At 62.6% G+C, this 22,894-nt stretch carries 20 protein-coding genes; 17 read left to right on the top strand and 3 right to left on the bottom strand.

Features of this window, described 5'->3' with window-relative positions; all coding sequences use genetic code 11:
• From D8U70_RS02820 to madM, 13 genes are all read left to right on the top strand, one after another.
• The coding region (locus tag D8U70_RS02820; RefSeq protein ID WP_130928260.1) for a methyl-accepting chemotaxis protein at window positions 1-660 on the top strand (660 nt) is incomplete at its 5' end.
• An 11-nt stretch (window positions 661-671) separates the two neighbouring features.
• A complete protein-coding gene (locus D8U70_RS02815; RefSeq protein WP_130928259.1) occupies window positions 672-6,581 on the top strand; it encodes an Hpt domain-containing protein in 5,910 nt (1,969 codons plus the stop codon).
• Window positions 6,574-7,044 carry a chemotaxis protein CheW gene (locus tag D8U70_RS02810; protein WP_130928258.1) on the top strand — a complete coding sequence of 157 codons (471 nt, stop codon included), beginning with the start codon at window positions 6,574-6,576 and terminating at the stop codon, window positions 7,042-7,044. Before D8U70_RS02815 ends, D8U70_RS02810 begins: the two co-directional genes overlap by 8 nt.
• A gap of 480 nt (window positions 7,045-7,524) precedes the next feature.
• A complete protein-coding gene (locus D8U70_RS02805) occupies window positions 7,525-7,890 on the top strand; it encodes a hypothetical protein (protein WP_130928257.1) in 366 nt (121 codons plus the stop codon).
• Between the two features lie 397 nt (window positions 7,891-8,287).
• Window positions 8,288-9,958, top strand: a complete 1,671-nt coding sequence (mdcA, locus tag D8U70_RS02800) for a malonate decarboxylase subunit alpha (protein ID WP_130928256.1) — start codon at window positions 8,288-8,290, stop codon at window positions 9,956-9,958.
• Window positions 9,958-10,815: a triphosphoribosyl-dephospho-CoA synthase gene (locus D8U70_RS02795; protein WP_130928255.1), complete on the top strand. Its 858-nt coding sequence runs from the start codon at window positions 9,958-9,960 to the stop codon at window positions 10,813-10,815. Before mdcA ends, D8U70_RS02795 begins: the two co-directional genes overlap by 1 nt.
• Entirely contained in the window at window positions 10,815-11,114 is a 300-nt protein-coding gene (locus tag D8U70_RS02790) for a malonate decarboxylase subunit delta (RefSeq protein WP_130928254.1), read from the top strand. The genes D8U70_RS02795 and D8U70_RS02790 overlap by 1 nt, the downstream gene beginning before the upstream one ends.
• The gene (locus D8U70_RS02785; protein ID WP_130928253.1) at window positions 11,107-11,958 is read left to right on the top strand and encodes a biotin-independent malonate decarboxylase subunit beta; all 852 of its coding nucleotides are present in this window, start codon (window positions 11,107-11,109) and stop codon (window positions 11,956-11,958) included. The genes D8U70_RS02790 and D8U70_RS02785 overlap by 8 nt, the downstream gene beginning before the upstream one ends.
• A complete protein-coding gene (mdcE, locus tag D8U70_RS02780; protein ID WP_130928252.1) occupies window positions 11,955-12,740 on the top strand; it encodes a biotin-independent malonate decarboxylase subunit gamma in 786 nt (261 codons plus the stop codon). The genes D8U70_RS02785 and mdcE overlap by 4 nt, the downstream gene beginning before the upstream one ends.
• Window positions 12,734-13,354 carry a malonate decarboxylase holo-ACP synthase gene (locus D8U70_RS02775; RefSeq protein WP_122748371.1) on the top strand — a complete coding sequence of 207 codons (621 nt, stop codon included), beginning with the start codon at window positions 12,734-12,736 and terminating at the stop codon, window positions 13,352-13,354. The genes mdcE and D8U70_RS02775 overlap by 7 nt, the downstream gene beginning before the upstream one ends.
• On the top strand, window positions 13,351-14,271 hold the full coding sequence (mdcH, locus tag D8U70_RS02770; protein ID WP_130928251.1) for a malonate decarboxylase subunit epsilon: 921 nt from the start codon (window positions 13,351-13,353) through the stop codon (window positions 14,269-14,271). Before D8U70_RS02775 ends, mdcH begins: the two co-directional genes overlap by 4 nt.
• Before the next feature lie 67 nt (window positions 14,272-14,338).
• Entirely contained in the window at window positions 14,339-14,731 is a 393-nt protein-coding gene (madL, locus tag D8U70_RS02765) for a malonate transporter subunit MadL (protein WP_016772756.1), read from the top strand.
• A 5-nt stretch (window positions 14,732-14,736) separates the two neighbouring features.
• Window positions 14,737-15,501 carry a malonate transporter subunit MadM gene (madM, locus tag D8U70_RS02760; protein WP_110644718.1) on the top strand — a complete coding sequence of 255 codons (765 nt, stop codon included), beginning with the start codon at window positions 14,737-14,739 and terminating at the stop codon, window positions 15,499-15,501.
• Between the two features lie 117 nt (window positions 15,502-15,618).
• On the opposite strand, the gene D8U70_RS02755 is transcribed toward madM, so the two are convergent.
• Complete coding sequence (locus D8U70_RS02755; RefSeq protein ID WP_130928250.1) at window positions 15,619-16,539, bottom strand: LysR substrate-binding domain-containing protein; 921 nt, start codon at window positions 16,537-16,539, stop codon at window positions 15,619-15,621.
• A 141-nt stretch (window positions 16,540-16,680) separates the two neighbouring features.
• Between D8U70_RS02755 and D8U70_RS02750 the strand changes: the two genes are divergently transcribed.
• The gene (locus tag D8U70_RS02750) at window positions 16,681-17,298 is read left to right on the top strand and encodes a hemolysin III family protein (RefSeq protein ID WP_039757573.1); all 618 of its coding nucleotides are present in this window, start codon (window positions 16,681-16,683) and stop codon (window positions 17,296-17,298) included.
• A 136-nt stretch (window positions 17,299-17,434) separates the two neighbouring features.
• On the opposite strand, the gene D8U70_RS02745 is transcribed toward D8U70_RS02750, so the two are convergent.
• A complete protein-coding gene (locus tag D8U70_RS02745) occupies window positions 17,435-18,154 on the bottom strand; it encodes a 16S rRNA (uracil(1498)-N(3))-methyltransferase (RefSeq protein ID WP_041476795.1) in 720 nt (239 codons plus the stop codon).
• Window positions 18,155-18,306: 152 nt separating this feature from the next.
• Complete coding sequence (locus D8U70_RS02740) at window positions 18,307-19,713, bottom strand: adenosylmethionine--8-amino-7-oxononanoate transaminase (protein WP_130928249.1); 1,407 nt, start codon at window positions 19,711-19,713, stop codon at window positions 18,307-18,309.
• Between the two features lie 223 nt (window positions 19,714-19,936).
• On the opposite strand from D8U70_RS02740, the gene D8U70_RS02735 reads away from it, so the two are divergent.
• The 3 genes from D8U70_RS02735 to D8U70_RS02725 all read left to right on the top strand — a co-directional run.
• A complete protein-coding gene (locus D8U70_RS02735; RefSeq protein ID WP_130928248.1) occupies window positions 19,937-21,718 on the top strand; it encodes a flavin monoamine oxidase family protein in 1,782 nt (593 codons plus the stop codon).
• A 339-nt stretch (window positions 21,719-22,057) separates the two neighbouring features.
• Window positions 22,058-22,609: a cytochrome b gene (locus tag D8U70_RS02730; protein WP_110644415.1), complete on the top strand. Its 552-nt coding sequence runs from the start codon at window positions 22,058-22,060 to the stop codon at window positions 22,607-22,609.
• A 31-nt stretch (window positions 22,610-22,640) separates the two neighbouring features.
• Window positions 22,641-22,894 (top strand): YceI family protein (locus D8U70_RS02725; protein ID WP_177433938.1); only part of this gene is annotated, 254 nt, incomplete at its 3' end.

Raw genomic sequence — 22,894 nt, 5'->3', positions numbered from 1 at the left:
GTGGAAATCGCCAACAAGGGCAACGAGGTGGTGCACAACACCATCCACGGCATGGACAACATCCGCGAACAGATTCAGGACACCGCCAAGCGCATCAAGCGCCTCGGCGAGTCGTCCCAGGAAATCGGCGACATCGTCAGCCTGATCGACGACATCGCCGACCAGACCAACATTCTCGCCCTCAACGCAGCGATCCAGGCATCGATGGCCGGGGATGCCGGACGCGGGTTTGCCGTGGTTGCCGACGAAGTGCAGCGGCTGGCCGAACGTTCGTCCGCCGCGACCCGGCAGATCGAAACCCTGGTGCGGGCGATTCAGGCCGACACCAACGAAGCGGTGATTTCCATGGAGCAGACCACCACCGAAGTGGTGCGCGGCGCGCGACTGGCGCAGGATGCCGGTGTGGCCCTGGAAGAAATCGAAGGCGTGTCCAAGACCCTCGCGGCGCTGATCCAGAGCATTTCCAACGCGGCGCAGCAGCAGACCTCTTCGGCCGGGCAGATCTCGCTGACGATGAACGTGATCCAGCAGATCACCTCGCAGACTTCGTCGGGGTCCACGGCCACCGCCGAGAGCATCGGCAACCTGGCGAAAATGGCCAGTCAGTTGCGCCGTTCGGTGTCCGGTTTCACCTTGCCGGCGGCGACAGATAAAGCGTGAGTGGAGTGGTTATGGGTGATCGGCACGACTACGTGGCCCTGGAATGGGTCAAGGGCGAAATTGCCGAAACGCTGAAGCTGGCGCATCAGGCGATCGAAGCCGTGCTCGACGATCCGCAGGCCTACCCCGGTCTGGACGAGTGCCTGGCGTACATTCATCAGGTCCACGGCAGTCTGCAAATGGTCGAGTTCTACGGCGCAGCGTTACTGGCCGAAGAAATGGAGCACTTGGTCGAAGCCCTGCAACATGATCGTGTACCGCACCGCGACGAAGCCTTGCACCTGATGCTGCAAGCCCTGGGGCAATTGCCGCTTTACCTCGATCGCGTGCAGAGCGCCCGCCGCGACCTGCCGCTGGTGGTGTTGCCGCTGATCAACGATCTGCGCAGCGCCCGTGGTGAAAGCCTGTTGGCGGAAACCAGTCTGTTCAGCCCGCCACTGCCCGAGCTGGCGCCGCTCGGCGACGCGGCACTCGCCGCGCTGGAACCGCCCGATCTGCCGAACGTGCTGCGCAAACTGCGGCAGATGCTGCAAATGGCCCTGGTCGGGCTGCTGCGCGAACAGGATGACCAGACGCACCTCGGTTATCTGGCCAAGGTCTTTACCCGCCTTGAAGCGCTGAGCGGCGATGCGCCGTTGAGCCCTTTGTGGCAAATCGCCTCGGCATTGGTCGAGGGCAAGCGCGAGGGCGTCATCGCCAACAGTCCGGCGCTGCGCAGCCTGTTCAAGGACGCCGACCAAGAGCTCAAGCGCCTGCTCGAGCAGGGCATCGTCGGGCTCAATCAACCGGCGCCGGCCGAGCTGCTGAAAAGCCTGTTGTTCTATATTGCCAAAGCCGAACATCCCACCGGGCAGATGCTGACCATGAAAGATCACTACTCCCTGGACGACGCGTTGCCCGACAGCGCGATGGTCGATGAAGAACGCGCGCGCCTCGCCGGCCCCGACCGCGATGCCATGCGCTCGGTGCTGGCGGCGCTGTGCGAAGAGCTGGTGCGGGTCAAGGAGCGCCTCGATCTGTTCGTGCGCAGTGACCGCCAGCACGCTTCGGATCTGGACAGCCTGCTCGCGCCGCTGCGACAGATCGCCGACACCCTCGCGGTGCTGGGTTTCGGCCAGCCGCGCAAGGTCATCATCGACCAACTGGCGGTGGTGCTCAGCCTCGCTCAGGGCCAGCGCGAACCGAACGACGCGATTCTAATGGACGTCGCCGGGGCCTTGCTCTACGTCGAAGCGACGCTGGCCGGCATGGTCGGCACGGTGGAGACGCAAAGCGCCGAAGACGCGCGCCTGCCGACCACCGACCTGACGCAGATCCATCAGATCGTGATCAAGGAAGCGCGCATCTGCCTGCAACAGGCCAAGGACATGATCGTCGACTACATCGACGCCGATTGGGACCGCGAGCATCTGCAATCGCTGCCCGAACTGCTGACACAGGTGCGCGGCGCGCTGGCGATGATTCCGCTGGCCCGTGCAGCGAGTCTGGTCGAGGCCTGCAACGGTTTCATCCGCGAGCATTTGATGCTCGATGCCCACGAACCGGGCTGGGAACAACTCGATCATCTGGCCGATGTGATCAGCAGCCTGGAGTATTACCTCGAACGCCTGAGCGACGACCCGCAGGCACCCGCCGAGCATCTGCTCGATGTCGCGCAAAACAGCCTTGCCAGCCTCGGCTTCTTTGCCAACGAGCAGCCCGGCGAAGCGCAAGTGCCGGTGCTCGATGAGGTGCTCAGCCCCAGCGAAGCGCAGCTCATGCAGGATCTGCAAACCCTTGACGACCCTGACGTAGTGCAGTCGCTCGCCGAGGTGCTGGCCAGCCCGCTGTCGGCGCTCAACCCGCCGGCGCGCAACAGCCCCGACAGCCTGATGCCGCCGCCGGCCGATGAAGAACCGGTCGACGATGAGCTGCGCGAAGTGTTCCTGGAGGAGACCGACGAAGTCCTCGCGGTCCTCCACGAATACCTGCCGCGCTGGACCGCCAATCCCCAGGACCGCGCCGCGCTGACCGAGCTGCGTCGGGCCTTCCATACCTTGAAGGGCAGCGGGCGCATGGTCCGCGCGTTGGTCCTTGGCGAGCTGGCCTGGGCCGTGGAAAACCTGCTCAACCGCGTGCTCGAACAAAGCGTCGAGCCCGGCGCAGTGCTGCGCCAGTTGCTCGGCGACACGCTGTTGCTGCTGCCCGAGCTGATCAACGAATTTGCCACCCAGCGTCAGCGCCAGCGCAACGATGTCGACCAACTCGCCGCCCGCGCCCACGCGTTGGCCAAAGGCGATGAGCCGCTGGCTGCCGAAGACACCGACGACGTCGCCGCGCTTGATCCGCTGCTGCTGGAAATCTTCCGCAAAGAAGCCGAAACCCACCTCGCCAGCCTCAACCGTTTCCTCGATCAGGCCGCCGAACAGGTGCCGTTGCCGGCCAGCGACGAACTGCAACGGGCGCTGCACACGCTCAAGGGCAGTGCCTCGATGGCCGGCGTATTGCCGATGGCCGAACTGGCGGCTTCGCTGGATCAACTGGCCCGCGAGTTCAAGGCGCATCAGTTGCCGCTGGATCTGGACGAGGTCGAACTGCTGCTCGAAGCCGAGGGCTTGTTCCGCGTCGGCCTGCGCCAGCTCAAACACGATCCGCTGGCGCCGATTGTCGGTGCGCAGTCGCTGATCAAACGCACCGAGGCGCTGCTCGCCGAGCGCCTGCAAGCCAGCACCGATGGCGCTGACAGCGGCCTGCGCCTCAAGCGCGATCCGCAGCTGATCAACAACTTCCTCGCCCAGGGCATGGACATCCTCCTCGACGCCGAAAACCTTTTGCAGCGCTGGCAGCAGCACCCCGGCGAGCGCCAGGAACTCAGCGCCTTGCTCGATGAGCTGACCACTCTGGGCGAAGGTGCGCATCTGGCCGATCTGCAGGCGGTCGATGGCTTGTGCGAAGCCTTGCTCGACCTGTATGGCGCGGTGGAAGAAAGCAGCCTGGCGGTCAGCGAGCGGTTTTTCCACGAAGCGCAACTGGCCCACGAAGCGCTGATCAACATGCTCGACGAACTCGCGGCCGGCCAGGAGATCACCCCGCAGCCGGAGCGGATTCGCGCCTTGCAGGATTTGCTCGACGAAGGCCTCGACCCGGCGGCGATGGGCCTGATCCGCAGCGATGGCAGTCGCACCCTGGATATTCGCGAGCTGGGCAGCGCCACCGCGCAATTGCAGCAATCGGTTGCCGCCCTTGAGCCTGACGACGAGATCGTCGAAATCTTCCTCGAAGAGGCGGTGGACATTCTCGACAGCGCCGGGCAAGCCTTGCAGCGCTGGCGCAAGGACCCGGACAACGCCGCGCCGCTGTCGTCATTGCAGCGCGACTTGCACACGCTGAAGGGCGGCGCGCGTATGGCCGAAGTCGAGGCCGTCGGCGACCTTGCCCAGGAGCTGGAAAACCTCTACGAAGGGCTGGTTGATCGGCGTTACAGCCACAGCGTCGTGCTCGAAGGTTTGCTCCAGCAAAGTCACGAGCGGTTGGCGCTGATGCTGGAGCAACTGCAAGCGCATCAAGCGCTGACTCCCGCGCAGGATCTGATCGACGCGATCCGTCAGTTGCGTCAGGGCCAGGCCGCCAGCGAATCTGCCCCCGCAGCGGTCGAACACGACAACGCCGGGCATGATCCGGAACTGTTGGAAATCTTCCTCGAAGAAGGTTTCGACATCATCGAAAGCTCCGGCGCCGCGCTGTTGCGCTGGCAGGCCGAGCCGGGCAACCGTCAGGAAATCGAAACCCTGCTGCGCGATCTGCACACCCTCAAGGGCGGCGCGCGCATGGTCGAAATCGGCCCGATCGGCGACCTCGCCCACGAGCTGGAATTTCTCTACGAGAGCCTCTCTGGCGGTGCGCTGCAACCGTCTGCCGAACTGTTTGCGCTGGTGCAACGCGGCCATGACCGACTGGCGCAAATGCTCGATGGTGTGCGCGCCGGGCAACCTTGCCCGCCGGCCGATCGGCTGATCAGCGCGATCCAGAATTTCAGTCACCCGGTGCAGGTTGAAGCGCCGCTGGCGCCAGCACCGGTGATCAAGCCTGAGGCAGCGCCACCCGCCGCCGATGCTGGCGCAGACATGGTCAAGGTCTCGTCCGAGCTGCTTGATGAACTGGTCAACCTGGCCGGGGAAACCTCGATCTTTCGTGGGCGGATCGAGCAGCAAGTCAACGATGCGCAGATTGCCCTCAACGAGATGGAAACCACCATCGAGCGCATGCGCGATCAGTTGCGCCGCCTCGACACCGAAACCCAGGGGCGCATTCTCAGCCGCCAGCAAGTCGATGGCGAACGCCTCGGTTACGAAGATTTCGATCCGCTGGAAATGGACCGCCATTCGCAGTTGCAGCAATTGTCGCGGGCGCTGTTCGAATCCGCCTCGGACCTGCTCGACCTCAAGGAAACCCTCGACCGCCGCAACCACGACGCGGAGAACCTGTTGCAACAACAGGGGCGGATCAACACCGAATTGCAGGAAGGCCTGATGCGCACGCGCATGGTGCCGTTCGAACGCATGGTGCCGCGTCTGAAACGCATCGTTCGTCAGGTCGCCGAAGAGCTGGGCAAGGATGTCGCATTCGTCGTCGGCAACGCTGATGGCGAGATGGATCGCAACGTGCTGGAGCGCATGGCCGCGCCGCTGGAACACATGCTGCGCAATGCCGTCGACCATGGCCTGGAATCCACCGAGGTGCGGCTGGCGGCGGGTAAACCGGCGCAAGGGCAGATCACCCTCGATCTGTCCCGCGAGGGCGGCGACATGGTTTTCGACATCCGCGATGACGGCGCCGGTGTGCCATTGGAAGCCGTGCGGCGCAAGGCGATCAAGCGCGGTCTGCTGGCGCCCGACGCCGAGATCAGCGACCGCGATGTGTTGCAGTTCATTCTCCAGCCGGGTTTCTCCACGGCGGAAAAGATCACCCAGATTTCCGGGCGTGGCGTCGGCATGGACGTGGTCCACGAAGAAGTGCGCCAACTCGGCGGCAGCATGAGCATCGATTCGGTGCCGGGGCAGGGCGTGCATTTCCGCATTCGCCTGCCGTTCACCGTGTCGGTCAACCGCGCGCTGATGGTGCAGTGCGCTGAGGATCAGTACGCGATCCCGCTGAACACCATCGAAGGCATCGTGCGCGTGTTGCCGAATGATCTGGAAGGGCACTTCCGTCAGGATCCGCCGAGTTATCAATACGCCGGCCAGCGTTATGAGCTGTGTTATATCGGCGAGCTGTTGAAGACTGCGCCACGGCCAAAACTGCTCGGGCAGAACCTGCCGTTGCCCGTGCTGCTGGTGCATTGCAACGACCGCCACATTGCGGTGCTGGTCGACGCCATGGCCGGCACCCGCGAGATCGTGGTCAAGAGCCTCGGCCCGCAGTTCGCGGCGGTGCAGGGCGTGTCGGGGGCGACGATTCTCGGCGACGGCCGGGTGGTGCTGATTCTGGATCTGCTCGCACCGATCCGGGCGATGCAGGCGCGCCTGGCGCAGGAACCGAAGGCCACGGAGATCGACAGCGAACCGCACAAGCCGCTGCTGATCATGGTCGTCGATGACTCGGTGACGGTGCGCAAAGTCACCAGCCGTTTGCTCGAACGTCACGGCATGAACGTGCTGACCGCCAAGGACGGTGTCGATGCGATGCTGCTGCTCGAAGAGCACATGCCCGACCTGATGCTGCTCGACATCGAAATGCCGCGCATGGACGGCTTCGAAGTCGCCACCCAGGTGCGCGCCGACGAACGCCTGCGCCACTTGCCGATCATCATGATCACCTCGCGCACCGGGCAGAAACACCGCGACCGCGCCATGGCCATCGGCGTCAACGACTACCTCGGCAAGCCGTATCAGGAATCGGTGTTGCTGGAGAGCATCGCCCAGTGGAGCAAGAAACATGCATGAGCACCGGCATAACCCGCGCACCAGCCAGCTCACCGGGCTGCTGCTGCCGCTGGCCGATCGCAACCTGATCCTGCCCAATGTCGCCATCGCCGAGCTGATCGACTACCAGGCCAGCGCCTTCGACCTCGACACGCCGCCGTGGTACCTGGGCCGGGTAACGTGGCGCGAGCGGCAGATTCCGCTGATCAGTTTCGAATCGGCCTGCGGGCAGAAAATCGTCATCGGCGAACGGGCGCGGATCGTCATTCTGAATGCGCTGGGCGGCTTGTCCGAGCTGAGATTCATCGCCCTGTTGGTGCAGGGGATTCCTCGGTCGTACAAGCTCGACAGTCAGTTGAGTTATGTCGATGTGCCGTTGTGCGCGCTGGAGCAGGCGGCGGTGCAGGTGGGCGAGCAGGTGGCGAAGGTGCCGGATTTGTTGGGGCTGGAGAAGTTACTGGTGGAGGCGGGATTGGCCCGCTGATCCAAGGCTTGACTGATCGTTCCCACGCGCAGCAAAGGAATGCAGCCCGGGACGCTCCGCGTCCCTTTCAGAAGCCGAACGCGGAGCGTCCGTGGAGGCATTCCCACGCAGAGCGTGGGAACGATCAACATCAAGCCACGCCTGTGTTTAAAGACACCCGGTGTTACGCCCCACCAGCCTACAAATCCTTGCGCCGCTGCCTACGCCTGCGCCAGAATCCGCCGGCTTGTGCGCCCAGGGCATGCTGCGTAACTTGAATCGGGTCACTGATTCCCAGTGATCGGGTTTAGTAGCCCGCGGTAATTCTGCTGGTCGTGCATTCATCACAGGTGTTCCGCATCTGAGCTTGATGGTGGCTGTACGTAGGGCGCTTCGGCGCGCCGGCTTAAGCTGAGTTCCCCGGTCTACTAACCTGCGTACAGTCGCCTCCCTTTCGTTTAGTAGCCAAGGGGCTGGCGCTCAACAACGGGAACACAGCTCATGTTCAAAGTAACGCCAAACCCGCCGACCAAAGACCCGGCATCGCCCTACCAATCCCCCGACTCAAAGAAATTCCACGAAGCCGCCGAGCGTGCCCTCGACCATTACCTCGGCCCTCCGACCGCCGACTTCATGGCCCCGCCGTACACCCCCAACACGCTGTACATGGCCAATCCCGAAGCCGACACCGAATCCTTGCTGGCCGACGCCTGTGAAACCCTGGGTTCGGCGACAGTCATGTTGCACAACCACGCCGCCTCGGTGGACGGCTCACAGCGCAAGACCCTGCAGGGCATCGCGCAGATTGTCATGGTGGCGGAGATGGCGGTGAACCGCGTGCTGGACAAAATGGTGCCAACCGACTGAAAGCCCCTCACCCCAGCCCTCTCCCAGAGGGAGAGGGAGCCGACCGAGGTGTCTCGCGTCCTACATCGACCTGAATGACCGAGTCGATTATGGATTCACTACAACGGGTTCAGGTCAGAGTCATTCCCAAGCATCCCCCAATCAGTCCCCTCTCCCTCCGGGAGAGGGCCAGGGTGAGGGGCTGTTGATTTTTCATTTCTGGATTCACCACGGCTGGTTCAGGTCGGCGTCATTCCCAAGCATCCCCCAATCGGTTCCCTCTCCCTCCGGGAGAGGGCTAGGGTGAGGGTAGCTTTTGAACGTTACTCTCAGCGTAATGATTCACCACCCAGCTTGATTGATGCCCTCACCACACACGCCTAACTTGGCTCCACGACAGCGAACCCGTGGAGTGAGCATGACAACAACAATTTCCCCCGACTCGCGCTGGACGCGGCGGCGCGATGAGAAGCAGCGCCGCCTCGACAAGGTGCGCGGGCTGGCCGACGGTGTGGTGTTGCCCACCGACAAGATCGTCGCCGCGCTCGAAGCGCTGATTCATCCCGGCGACCGTGTGGTACTCGAGGGCAACAACCAGAAGCAGGCGGATTTCCTCTCCCGTTCGCTGGCCAAAGCAGGCCCGGAAAAGCTCCACGACCTGCACATGATCATGCCCAGCGTTGGCCGCTCCGAACACCTTGATCTGTTCGAACGCGGCATCGCCCGCAAGCTCGATTTCTCCTTCGCCGGCACCCAGAGCCTGCGCATCAGCCAGTTGCTCGAAGATGGCTTGCTCGAAGTCGGCGCCATTCACACCTACATCGAACTCTACGCCCGCCTCGTCGTGGACCTGATCCCCAACGTCGTGCTCTCGGCCGGTTTCATGGCCGACCGCGCCGGCAACATCTACACCGGCCCGAGCACCGAAGACACCCCGGCACTGATCGAACCGGCGGCGTTCAGCGATGGCATCGTTATCGTTCAGGTCAACCAATTGGTCGATGACGTCAGCGAACTGCCCCGCGTAGACATTCCCGCTTCATGGGTCGATTTCGTCGTGGTCGCCGACAAGCCGTTCTACATCGAGCCGCTGTTCACCCGCGACCCACGGCATATCAAGCCTGTGCACGTGCTGATGGCGATGATGGCGATTCGCGGGATCTACGAAAAACACAACGTGCAGTCGCTCAACCACGGCATCGGTTTCAACACCGCCGCCATCGAACTGATCCTGCCGACCTACGGCGAATCCCTCGGTTTGAAGGGCAAGATTTGCCGCAACTGGACGCTCAATCCGCACCCGACGCTGATCCCGGCGATTGAAAGCGGCTGGGTCGAGAGCGTGCATTGCTTCGGTACCGAACTGGGCATGGAAAACTACATCGCCGCTCGGCCCGATGTGTTCTTCACCGGCCGCGACGGCTCGCTGCGCTCCAACCGCATGGTCTGCCAACTGGCCGGGCAATACGCGGTGGATCTGTTTATCGGCGCAACGTTGCAAGTCGACGGCGACGGCCATTCCTCGACCGTGACTCGAGGCCGTCTCGCCGGTTTCGGTGGTGCGCCGAACATGGGCCACGACCCGCGCGGCCGCCGTCACGGCACCCCGGCGTGGCTGGACATGCGCCACGCCGACGGGCCGCAACCGATGCTCGAACGCGGCAAGAAACTCGTGGTGCAAATGGTCGAGACCTTCCAGGAGGGCGGCAAACCGACCTTCGTCGAAACCCTCGACGCCGTGGAAGTGGCGAAGAAAAGCGGCATGCCGCTGGCGCCGATCATGATCTACGGCGACGACGTTACCCACCTGCTTACCGAAGAAGGCATCGCCTACCTGTACAAGGCGCGCTCGCTGGAAGAACGCCAGGCGATGATCGCAGCGGTCGCCGGGGTTACTGCCATCGGCCTGCGGCACAACCCGAAAGACACCGAACGCATGCGCCGCGAAGGCCTGGTCGCCTTGCCCGAAGACCTCGGCATCCGCCGCACTGACGCCACGCGCGAATTGCTCGCGGCGAAAAGCGTGGCCGATCTGGTCGAGTGGTCCGGCGGCCTGTACAACCCGCCCGCCAAATTCAGGAGCTGGTAATGCACGCATTCAACCTGCAAGCGAAACCGCTGTCTCTGGCTGATCGATTGGCCGATCTGGCGGTGGACGCGTTGATCGACGAAGCCGATCTGTCGCCGAAACCGGCGCTGGTCGACCGTCGTGGCAACGGCGCGCACACCGATCTGCACCTGGGCCTGATGCACGCGTCGGCGTTGGCCTTGTGGCCGGCATTCAAGGAAATGGCCGAGGCGGCGCTGGAGATCGGCGAAGTCGGTGTGCCGTTACGCGAAGCGATTGGCCGCATCGGTCGCGAGGGCGAGCAAGCGATGCTCGTGACCACCAACGGCGTCAACACCCATCGCGGCGCGATCTGGGCGTTGGGACTGTTGGTGACGGCCGCCGCGCTGCAACCGAAATCCGTCGCCCTGTGCGCCGCCCGCCTGGCACTGCTCGACGACCGCTACGCACCGACGCCGCTCAGCCATGGCGCACAGGTCGCCCAGCGTTACGGCGCACGTGGCGCTCGGGAAGAAGCGCAACTCGGCTTCCCGTCCGTGCTGCAACGGGGCCTGCCGCAACTGCACAAAAGCCGCGCCAACGGCCACGGCGAACAGAACGCCCGGCTCGATGCATTGCTGGCGATCATGACCGAGCTGGCCGACACCTGCGTGCTCTACCGCGCCGGGGAACCGGGCCTGCACGCCATGCAGGCCGGCGCGCAAGCGGTGCTCGATGCCGGTGGCAGCGCCAGCCTCAGCGGTCGTCGTCGCCTGCACGAATTGGATCAACAACTCATCGCGTTGAATGCCTCGCCCGGTGGCGCCGCCGACCTGCTCGCCGCCACGCTGCTGCTCGATCGTATCGAGCGCGACGGCATCTCTCAGGGAGCGTTTTGATGGAAAACCTATCGTTTGAATTCCCCGCCGGGAAGCCGCCACGCGGGCGTGCGCTGGTCGGTTGTGTCGGCTCCGGTGATCTGGAAGTGCTGATCGAACCGGGTCTGGCCGGCAAACTGACGATCAACGTGCAGACCTCGGTCAACGGCGCGCAGCAACGCTGGCAACACCTGTTTGCGCGGATGTTCGACGGCACCACGCCGCCGGCGATGGCCATCGATATCCACGATTTCGGCGCGACGCCGGGGGTGGTGCGCTTGCGTCTGGAACAGGGTTTCGAGGAGATCGGCCATGACTGACAGCGCAGCGTTGCTCAACAAACACAGCTTCGTCGAACTCGGCGCGCGGCAGCGGGCGCAAGCCTTGCTCGATGCCGGGACCTTTCGCGAACTGCTCGATCCGTTTCAACGGGTCATGTCGCCGTGGCTTGAGCGCCAGGGTGTGGTGCCGCAAGCCGACGACGGGGTGATCATCGCCAAGGGCCGCCTCGACGGTTTGCCGGTGGTCATCGCGGCGATTGAAGGTGCGTTCCAGGGCGGCAGCCTTGGTGAAGTCGGCGGGGCGAAGATTGCCGGCGCGCTGGAACTGGCTGCCGATGACAACCGCAACGGCATCCCCACCCGCGCCGTATTGCTGCTGGAAACCGGCGGCGTGCGCTTGCAGGAAGCCAATCTAGGGCTGGCGGCAATTGCCGATATTCACGCGGCGATTGTGGATTTGCAGCAATACCAACCGGTGGTCGGCGTGGTCGCTGGCAGCGTTGGGTGTTTCGGCGGCATGTCGATTGCTGCTGCGCTGTGCAGTTATTTGCTGGTGACCCAGGAAGCACGCCTCGGTCTGAACGGCCCGCAAGTGATCGAGCAGGAAGCCGGGATCGAGGAATACGACTCCCGCGACCGGCCCTTCATCTGGAGCCTGACCGGCGGCGAACAGCGTTTCCACAGTGGTCTGGTGGATCGTTATGTCGTCGATGACGTGGCGCAGATTCGTCAGCAGGTCGGCCAACTGCTCCAGCAAGGCCTGCCGGCACAGCCGCGCAGTCAACGCGCCGAGTGGTTCCTGCAACGCCTCGGCAAGCTGAACACTGGCCAGCAAATCGAACCGTCGGTGGTTCGCGATCTGTATCAAGGAGAGCGCTCATGAGCGGTTATTCATTGCGCGGTTTGCACTGGTTCAATGCGCTCAGCGCTGGCGCCAGTGTCGTCGAAGGTTTGCCGCCGTCGTTGAAAGTCGCCGACGCTGAGCTCGGCCGCTTTATCGCCGTGGTCGCCGACCCGGACAATCGTTTTCCCCGCGCCCGCAATGGCGAGGTCGGTCTGCTCGAAGGCTGGGGGCTGGCCAAGGTTGTGGATCACGCGATCAGTGCCGACCGCGACAGCGCACAGAAGCGCCCGATCATCGCCATCGTCGATGTGCCGAGCCAGGCGTATGGCCGCCGCGAAGAAGCCCTCGGCATTCATCAGGCCCTGGCCGGCGCGGCGGACAGTTATGCCCGTGCGCGTCTGGCCGGGCATCCGGTGATTGCGCTGCTGGTGGGCAAGGCCATGTCGGGTGCATTTCTCGCCCACGGTTATCAGGCCAATCGCCTGATCGCGCTGCGCGATCCCGGCGTGATGGTGCACGCGATGGGCAAAGCCTCGGCGGCGCGGGTCACCTTGCGCAGTGTCGAGGAACTGGAGGCGCTGGCCTCCAGCGTGCCGCCGATGGCCTATGACATCGACAGCTACGCCAGCCTCGGTCTGCTCTGGGAAACCCTCTCGGTGCAGCAGATTGAACAACCGACAGAGGAAGATCTGACGCGCGTGACTGAGTGCCTGAAGCAAGCGATCAGCGATGTGACCAGCACTGATTTGAAAGGGCGCCTTGGTGCGAGTAATCGTGCCGCCTCCAGCAAAGTCCGCGAATTGCTGAGGGCGCAGTGGTGAACCTGCCCCTGGCCCACGATCTGCTCTGGGGCATGACCCCGGCGCAGTTGCCGGCGGATGCGCCGGCGTGGGCGATCGCGGCGCTGGCGGTTGGGCAACCGGTGGTGGTGCGCCGGGCCTTGAGCGAGGAAGGTCTGGTCGCGGTCGGCGTTCGTGGTGTGTTGCGCGAGCAGCGGCTGGCGACGTTTATGCCGCTGGATTCGATTGCCTGTCGGGTCAGTCCCGAGGCCCTTCGTCATGTTGAATGCGAACGAGATCTGCCGGTGATGCAGGGGCTCCAACAACTGCGGCCGATACTCGATGACTGCGGTTGGGTCTGGGGTGTCAGCGGCAGTGTCGGGTTTGAATTGGCCAGTGGTTTTGCAGCGATGCACGCGGGCAGTGATCTCGATCTGATTCTGCGTGCGCCGCAGATGATCACGCGCAATCAGGCATGCAAACTCGTGGAGCTTTTCGATCAGGCTGTGTGCCGGGTCGACATGCAATTGCAGACCCCATTCGGCGCTGTGGCCTTGCGGGAATGGGCCAGCGGTTCGGCCCGAGTGCTGCTGAAAAATGCGCATCAGGCTGCATTGGTGACGAATCCGTGGCACCCGCAGGAGCAGGCAGCGTGAGCAGCCTGTTGGTGTTTCCCGGCCAGGGCGCGCAGCAAGCGGGCATGCTCCAGCGTTTGCCAAGGGAAACGCTGGTCGAGGCCAGTGATGTACTCGGCGAAGATGTTGCGCTGCTGGATTCAGCCGAAGCATTGCGCACGACACGAGCGGTTCAGTTGTGCCTGCTGATCGTCGGTGTCGCTGCTTCGCGGCAGTTATTGCTGGATGAACTGAGCGCGAATTACGTCGCCGGCCTGTCCATCGGCGCCTACCCGGCGGCAGTGGTGGCGGGAGCCTTGAGTTTCAGCGATGCGCTGCATCTGGTCAGTCTGCGCGGTGAGCTGATGCAACAGGCTTATCCACAGGGCTACGGCATGACCGCGATCATCGGCTTGCAGTTGTCCACAGTCGAAACCCTGCTGGCCCAGGTGCACAGCGAAGATGCGCCGGTGTATCTGGCCAATATCAACGCCGATAACCAAGTGGTCATCGCCGGCTGCGACAAGGCCATGCAAGCAGTGGCCGAACTGGCGCGCAGTCGCGGCGCCGGAGTGGCGAATCGGCTGGCGGTGAGCGTGCCGTCGCACTGCCCGTTGCTGGAAAAACCGGCGCAGGCGCTTGCCGAGGCCTTCGCCAAGGTTGAACTGAAGAACCCGAAAATCGCTTATCTGAGCGGCAGTCGCGCAAGGCCTGTTGCCAAAGTCGAAGCGCTGCGCGATGACCTCGCTTTCAACATGTGCCGCGTGGTGGACTGGCGCGGCACCGTGCAAAGCGCCTACGAGCGCGGCGTGCGTCTACAGATCGAACTGCCGCCCGGTGCGGTGCTGACCGGGCTGGCGCGCCGGGTGTTCGAGCAGGGCACCGTCACTGCCTTCGACAGTGCCCGCCTCGATACCCTGCAAGCGCTGTTGCGCGAGGAGGGTGGCCGCCAACTCTAAAACCGCCGCGACTCAAGCTTCGAACAACAAAAACAACATTCGACGATGCACTTTGAGGACTACAACAATGATTATTTACGGTGTGGCGTTTCTCGCCTTTTGCACGCTGGTCGGTATCTGGGTCGGTGAATTGCTCGGCAAGCTGATCGGCGTGCCGGCCAACGTCGGCGGTGTCGGTATTGCGATGCTGCTGTTGATCGGCCTGGGCAGCTATCTCTACAAGAGCGGCTGGCTCAAGGGCAAGACCGAGCAGGGCGTCGAGTTCTGGAGCGCGATCTACATTCCCATCGTGGTCGCCATGGCCGCGCAGCAGAATGTCTACGGTGCGCTGAAGGGCGGGCCGATGGCGATTCTTGCCGGCACCCTCGCCGTAGTGATCGCTTTTGCCTTGGTGCCGGTGCTGACGCGCATGGGCAACAAGCAAGAAACGCCGATTGCTCCTGCCAAGACTGCGGGGTGATCGCCATGTACGAATCGATGATGAAAGTGATCACCGGCTACGGTCTGATCAGCGGCTTTTTGATTGTCGGCCTGACCATGTGGGTGTCCTACTGGATGTCCAACACCTTCACCAAGGGCCGTTTGCACGGTTCAGCGATTGCGATTCTGCTCGGGCTGGTGCTGTCGTATATCGGCGGCGCACTCACCGGTGGGCAGAAGGGCGTGGTGGATATTCCGCTGCTGTCCGGCATCGGCCTGCTCGGCGGTGCGATGCTGCGGGATTTCGCGATTGTGGCGACGGCGTTTGGGGTGAGTGTCGATGAGCTCAAACGCGCCGGACTCGTCGGTGTGCTGGCGCTGTTTGTCGGCGTTGGCACCTCGTTCGTCGCCGGCGTCGGCGTGGCGATGGCGTTCGGCTACACCGATGCGGTGAGCCTGACCACCATTGGCGCCGGTGCCGTGACTTACATCGTCGGCCCGGTGACCGGCGCGGCGATTGGTGCCACTTCCGAGGTGATGGCACTGTCGATTGCGGCGGGGCTGATCAAGGCGATTCTGGTGATGGTGATGACTCCGTTCGTGGCGCCGATGATCGGCCTGAACAATCCGCGCAGCGCGGTGATTTTCGGTGGCTTGATGGGCACCTCCAGCGGCGTTGCCGGCGGCTTGGCGGCCACCGATCCGAAGCTTGTGCCGTACGGTTGCCTGACGGCGGCGTTCTACACCGCGCTCGGGTGTCTGCTTGGGCCTTCGCTGTTGTTTCTGGCGATGCGCGGGTTGATGGGCTGACCGACCTGACATTGATCGTTCCCACGCTCTGCGTGGGAATGCAGCCCGGGACGCTCCGCGTCCCAAAGCGGACGCAGAGCGTCCATTGAGGCATTCCCACGCAGAGCGTGGGAACGATCATGAGCTGGCCTGGCGATTGGCATACATCCGACACTCCGCCAGCAACGCCAGCAGATTCGGATCACGCTCCTTGGCCTTGAGAAACACCACGCCAATGTGCTGCTGCAACCGGTACTTCTCCTGCAACGGAATCAGCTTCACCCGATTCTCGTACACCGCCGCAATCCGCCCCGGCAACAAGGCGTACCCCACCCCTGAGCTGACCATGCTCAGCAGGGTGAAGATGTCATTGACCTGCATCGCCACCTTCGGCTCGAACCCCGCTTGCTTGAATACCCGCACACCGTCCTGATGCGTGGCGAAGCCCTGGGTCAGGGTGATGAAGGTTTCATCACGCACTTCCGCCAGATCGACTTCACTGCGCTGAGCGAATTTTGAATCGGCCGGGGTGGCGAGGAAGATGTCGTCGGAAAACAGCGCAATCTGCTCGCAATCCGGATCGTTGATGCTGTCGTCCAGCGACACCAGAATCGCGTCGACTTCCATGTTTTTCAGCTTGTAGAGCAGGTCGATGTTCGAGCCGAGGATCAGGTCGATGTTGAGTTCGCTGCGGCGGATCTTCAGGCCCATGATCAGCTGCGGCACGGTCTTCACCGTCAGCGAATACAGCGAGCCGAGCTTGAAGCGCTCGGCGGAAAATCCGGCGGCTTCGCGGGTCAGGCGCACGCTGTCGACGACGTCGTTGATCAGCTTCTGCGCACGTTCTTCCAGCACATAGGCGCTTTCCAGTGGCGTCAGATTGCGGCCTTCGTGTTTGAACAGCGGGCAGCGCAGGGCGTTTTCCAAAGAGTGAATGGCGCGGTGCACGCTGACGTTGCTGGTCTGCAGTTCAGCGGCGGCGCGGGCGAGGTTGCCGGTGCGCATGAAGGCGAGGAACATCTCGAGTTTTTTCAGGGTCAATTCTTCGTCGATCAGCATGGCGCGGACTCTTTTTGGTATCGGCCGATTGTGCCCAATTCCCGCGTGCCGCGCAGGCGAGGTTGAACAGAAACATTGCGCTTTTACGCTCAAGGCCCGAGCCTTGCGCGCTTGCGGTAGTGACTACGAGGTATGCGACACATGTATCACGGGGAAAAACTCAACGCCTGGACCCATCTGGTCGGAGCCATCGCCGCGTTTATCGGCGGCGTATGGATGCTGGTGATTGCCAGCCTCGACGGCAGTCCTTGGAAGATCGTCAGCGTGGCGATCTACGCCTTCACCTTGCTGGTGCTCTACAGCGCCTCGACCGTGTACCACAGCGTGCGCGGGCGCAAGAAAGCGATCATGAAGAAGGTCGATCATTTCTCGATCTACCTGCTGATCGCCGGCAGCTACACGCCGTTCTGCCTGGTGACGTTACGCGGGCCTTGGGGCTGGACGCTGTTCGGGATTGTCTGGGGGCTGGCGCTGATCGGCATCCTGCAAGAGATCAAACCGCGCTCCGAGGCACGGATTCTGTCGATCGTGATTTACGCGGTGATGGGCTGGATCGTGCTGGTCGCGGTCAAACCGCTGATTGCCGCACTGGGCACAGCGGGGTTTGCCTGGCTGGCATCGGGCGGGGTGTTGTATACGGTGGGGATTATCTTTTTTGCCCTCGATCACCGCCTGCGGCATGCCCATGGCATCTGGCACCTGTTCGTGATTGCCGGGAGCTTGCTGCATTTTGTCGCGATTCTGTTTTACGTCCTGTAGCCCGGCTGACTGATCGTTCCCACGCTCTGCGTGGTAACGCCTCCTGTGACGCTCTGCGTCACGCTGTTTGGGACGCGGAGCGTCCCGGGCTGCATTCCCACGCAGAGCGTGGGAACGATCAGTCCGGCAAAAAGGTTTAGAAATCACCCCAAAGTTGCTGGGCTACCGCCAGCGCCACCACCGGCGCGGTCTCGGTGCGCAGCACGCGTGGGCCGAGGCGGGCGGCGTGGAAGCCATTGCCTTTGGCCTGCTCGACTTCGCCATCCGTCAGGCCACCTTCCGGTCCGATCAGAAACGCCAGCGTCGCCGGTTTGGCATGACTCACCAGCGGTTCTGCGACCGGGTGCAGCACCAGTTTCAATTCGGCTTCGGTCTGCTTGAGCCAGTCCGCCAGCAACACTGGCGGATGAATCACCGGCACCCGTGAACGCCCGCACTGTTCGCAGGCACTGATCGCCACTTGGCGCCAGTGCAGCAAGCGCTTGTCGGCGCGTTCGTCCTTGAGCCGCACTTCGCAGCGTTCGCTGAAGATCGGCGTGATTTGCGTCACGCCCAGTTCAGTGGCTTTCTGAATCGCCCAGTCCATGCGCTCGCCCCGGGACAGGCCCTGGCCGAGGTGGATCTGTAGCGGCGATTCGATTTGCCCGGCGAATTGCTCGTCGATCTGCACGACCACGCGTTTCTTGCCGACGTCCACCAAGGACCCGCGAAATTCATGGCCGGAACCGTCGAACAACTGCACCGCATCGCCTTCGGCCATGCGCAGCACGCGGCTGATGTAATGCGCCTGGGCTTCCGGCAGTTCGTGTTCGCCAGTGCTCAGCGGGGCGTCGATAAAGAAGCGGGACAGTCTCATTTCGGGTCTCTGGAAAGATATGAATCAGTTGGATCGGTGTCGACTTCATTCGCGAGCAGGCTCGCTCCCACACTTGAAATGCATTCCCCTGTGGGAGCGAGCCTGCTCGCGAAAGCGGCAGTCCAGCCACCGCAAATCTCAAGCAAGGCGAATCAGCCCGGGTCGCGGAATCCCGGATGGAAGTCTTTCGGCACCGCAACACTGACGCTGTCCCGCGTAGCTATATCAATACCTTCACTGGCCACTTCGGCCAGGAAGTCGATCTGCTCCGGGGTGATCACATACGGCGGCAGGAAATACACCACGCTGCCCAGCGGGCGCAACAACGCACCGCGCTCCAGCGCATGCTGGAACACCTTCAAGCCACGACGCTCCTGCCAAGGGTAGGCCTCTTTCGTGGCTTTATCCTTGACCATCTCGATCGCCAGGACCATGCCGGTCTGGCGCACTTCCGACACGTTAGGGTGATCGACCAGATGCGCCGTCGCCGAGGCCATGCGCTGAGCCAGCGCCTGGTTGTTCTCGATCACGTTGTCCTGCTCGAAGATGTCCAGCGTCGCCAGTGCCGCAGCGCAGGCCAGCGGGTTGCCGGTGTAGCTGTGCGAGTGGAGGAAGGCGCGCAGGGTCGGGTAGTCGTCGTAGAAGGCGCTGTAGACCTCGTCGGTGGTCAGGCACGCGGCCAGCGGCAGGTAGCCGCCGGTGAGGGCTTTGGACAGGCAGAGGAAGTCCGGGCGGATGCCGGCCTGTTCGCAGGCGAACATCGTCCCGGTGCGGCCGAAGCCGACGGCGATTTCATCGTGGATCAGGTGCACGCCATAGCGGTCGCAGGCCTCGCGCAACAGCTTGAGGTACACCGGGTGATACATGCGCATGCCGCCGGCGCCCTGAATCAGCGGCTCAACGATTACTGCCGCGACGCTGTCATGATTCTCTGCCAGCGTCTGTTCCATGGCGGCGAACATGTTGCGTGAGTGTTCTTCCCAGCCCATGCCTTGCGGGCGCAGATAGCAATCCGGGCTCGGCACTTTGATGGTGTCCATCAACAGGGCTTTGTAGGTCTCGGTGAACAGCGGCACATCGCCGACCGCCATCGCCGCCATGGTTTCGCCGTGGTAGCTGTTGGTCAGGGTGACGAAGCGCTTCTTGTTCGGCTGGCCGCGATTGAGCCAGTAGTGAAAACTCATCTTCAGCGCGACTTCGATGCAGGACGAACCGTTATCGGCGTAGAACACCCGGTTCAAGCCTTCCGGGGTCATCTTCACCAGACGCTCGGACAGCTCGATCACCGGTTGATGGCTGAAACCGGCAAGAATCACGTGTTCGAGTTGATCGACCTGATCCTTGATGCGCTGGTTGATACGCGGGTTGGCGTGGCCGAACACGTTGACCCACCACGAGCTGACCGCGTCGAGGTAGCGCTTGCCTTCGAAGTCTTCGAGCCAGACGCCTTCGCCGCGCTTGATCGGGATCAGCGGCAGCTGTTCGTGGTCTTTCATCTGGGTGCAGGGATGCCACAACACCGCAAGATCGCGTCGCATCCACTGGTTATTCAGGCCCATTTACAGTCTCCTCGAGGCGGCTCGCGTCAGGCGCGGGCGAACAATCGCGCAAGCCTATGCAATGCATCGCGCGGGAACAACCCATTGTGTCGATTGAGCTACTTTGTCTGAGCCGATAGACGTCGCTGGCGGCGTTTTGATGGCTAACGTATTCTTCGCGGTTCTTTGAGTCGTCTGACTCGCAAAACTGCTTTTTCCCACATGTTTTTCCGGAGTTCGCTGAATGTCTGTCGGTTGGCTGCGCGCCTGTGCGCTGGTGATGTTGGGGCTGTTCAGCGTTACGGCGCTGGCCAAGGATAAAACCGCAATCGTGATCGGCGGCGGCCTGTCGGGTCTGACCGCTGCTTACGAACTGCAGAACAAAGGCTGGCAGGTCACCCTGCTGGAAGCCAAGCCGAGCCTGGGCGGCCGCTCGGGCATGGCCACCAGCGAGTGGATCGGCAACGACAAGACTCAGCCGGTGCTGAACAAGTACGTGTCGACCTTCAAGCTCGGCACCACGCCGGCGCCGGAATTCGTGCGTACCCCGGGTTATCTGATCGACGGCGATTATTTCTCCGCCGCTGATCTGGCCACCAAGCAGCCAGCCACCGCCGATGCGCTCAAGCGCTACCAGAAGACCCTCGACGATCTGGCGCGCTCGATCGACGACCCGCAGAACCCGGCGGCGACCGCCACTTTGCATGCGCTGGACCAGATCACCGTATCGAGCTGGCTCGACAAGCAGAACCTGCCGGCCACCGCGCGTCAGTTGATCAACCAGGACATCCGCACCCACTACGACGAGCCTTCGCGTCTGTCGCTGCTGTATTTCGCTCAGCAGAACCGCGTCTATCGCGGCGTTTCCGACCGCGACCTGCGCGCCTCGCGTCTGGTCGGCGGCAGCCAGGTCCTGGCCCAGGCCTTCGTCAAACAGATCAAGACCATCAAGACCAGCTCGCCGGTCTCGGCCATCATCCAGGACAAGGACGGTGTGACCGTCAAAGTCGGCAGCGTCGGCTATCAGGCCGACTACGTTGTGCTGGCGGTACCGCTGCGCGCGCTGAACAAAATCGCCCTGACCCCTGCGCTGGATGCCCAGCATCTGGCGGCGATCAAAGGCACCAACTACGGCTGGCGCGACCAGATCATGCTGAAGTTCAAGACGCCAGTGTGGGAAAGCAAATCGCGCATGTCCGGCGAGATCTACAGCAACGCAGGTTTAGGCATGCTCTGGATCGAACCGGCGCTGAAGGGCGGCGCCAACGTGGTGATCAACCTGTCCGGCGACAACGCCCGTGTGATGCAGGCATTCGGCGACAAGCAGATGGTCGATCAGGTGCTGATCCGTCTGCATGCGTTTTATCCACAGGCCCGTGGCTCGTTCACCGGTTATGAAATCCGTCGCTACAGCACCGACCCGTCGATGGGCGGCGCCTACCTGGCTTACGGCCCGGGGCAGATCAGCAAGTTCTGGCGCCTGTGGGAACGTCCGCTGCAACGCGTAGCGTTCGCCGGCGAGCACACCGACACCTTGTACCCGGGCACCCTGGAAGGCGCACTGCGCACCGGCCAGCGCGCTGCCAGTCAGGTTGAAGATCTGGCGGCCGGCAAATCGTTCGAGCCAGCCAAAGTGGTTCCGGCTGCGGCTGCGGCAGCGGCAGGCGCGGCGGGTGCGGTGGCGGCGAAGAAGGGCAACTTCTTCAGCAACCTGTTCGGCGGTTCGGATGACGAGAAAAAGCCTGAGCCTGCGAAAGCGCCAGAGCCAGCACCTGCTCCGGCCGCTCCAGCGCCTGCACCGACCCCGGCACCTGCGCCAGCGCCAGCGCCGGTGGAAGCACCGAAACCAGCGGCCCCGGTGAAAGCCGAGCCGGCGAAAAAAGCAGCGGCCAAGCCAGCGGCGAAGAAGCCTGCGGCCAAAACCGAAACGAAAAAGCCGGCGGCCAAACCGGCGGCGAAAAAGGCTGAGCCGGCGAAGAAACCAGCGGCCAAGCCTGCTGCAACGACCGAGACCAAGGCGCAGTAAGGCTTTGCGGTGAATGAAGAAGCGCGGCGTAGATGCCGCGCTTTTTTTTGCCTGCAAGACCGCCTTCGCGAGCAGGCTCACTCCCACATTAGACAGAGTACTGTCAGTAGGAATGCGATTACCTGTGGGAGCGAGACTGCTCGCGAAGGGGGCAACCCAGACAACCAAATTCCCTTGTCTGGCAACAACATCCCGCCACACTGTTGCCTTTAATCTTTTCTTAACTCGTCACTTCCAGACTCTTGATCGTATTTCTCGATATTTCAAAGCAAAATTTTCCGCTTTAATTCGATAGATAACTCGCTAGTCTTGGTTCGCAGTTCTCACAGGATTTGGGCAATGCAGCTACGTAACTCTTCTTCGCGCTATGGTTGGGTCAGCATCTTCATGCACTGGGGCGTGGCGCTGGCGGTCTTCGGGCTGTTTGCGCTGGGTCTGTGGATGGTCGGGCTGGATTACTACAGCACCTGGCGCAAAGACGCGCCGGATCTGCACAAGAGCATCGGTCTGGTGCTGCTCGCGGTGATGGTGTTGCGGGTGTTGTGGCGTTTCATCAGCCCGCCGCCGCCAACGCTGCAAAGCTACAGCCGCATGACCCGTATCGGCGCCAAGTTCGGCCACGGGTTTCTGTATCTGGCGCTGTTCGCTGTGATGATTGCCGGTTACCTGATTTCCACCGCAGACGGTGTCGGGATCCCGGTGTTTGGCCTGTTTGAAGTCCCTGCTCTGCTCTCCGGACTACCGGATCAGGCAGATACCGCTGGGGTGATTCATCTCTGGCTGGCGTGGGCACTGGTAATTTTTTCCGGTCTCCATGCGTTGGCAGCATTGAAGCACCACTTTATCGATCGTGATGCGACCCTCACTCGAATGCTCGGTCGCAAAGCCTGAAATTCAACCTCGACTCAAAGGAAAAGAAAGCATGTTGAAAAAGACTCTGGCCGCTCTGGCAATCGGTTCTGCCGTGCTGTCCGCCAACGTAATGGCTGCTGACTACGTAGTAGACAAGGAAGGCCAGCACGCCTTCGTCGACTTCAAGATCAGCCACCTAGGCTACAGCTACATCACCGGTACCTTCAAGGACATCGACGGCAAGTTCAGCTTCGACGCTGCCAAGCCTGAAGACAGCAAGATCGAGTTCAACGTCAACACTGCCAGCGTGTTCACCAACCACGC

Origin of the sequence: Pseudomonas sp. Sample_20, assembly GCF_004307585.1 — a bacterium.
Classification (GTDB): Bacteria; Pseudomonadota; Gammaproteobacteria; order Pseudomonadales; family Pseudomonadaceae; genus Aquipseudomonas; species Aquipseudomonas atacamensis.
The sequence above is the reverse complement of the archived record's forward strand: the minus strand, read 5'-3'. Positions and strand labels throughout refer to the sequence as shown.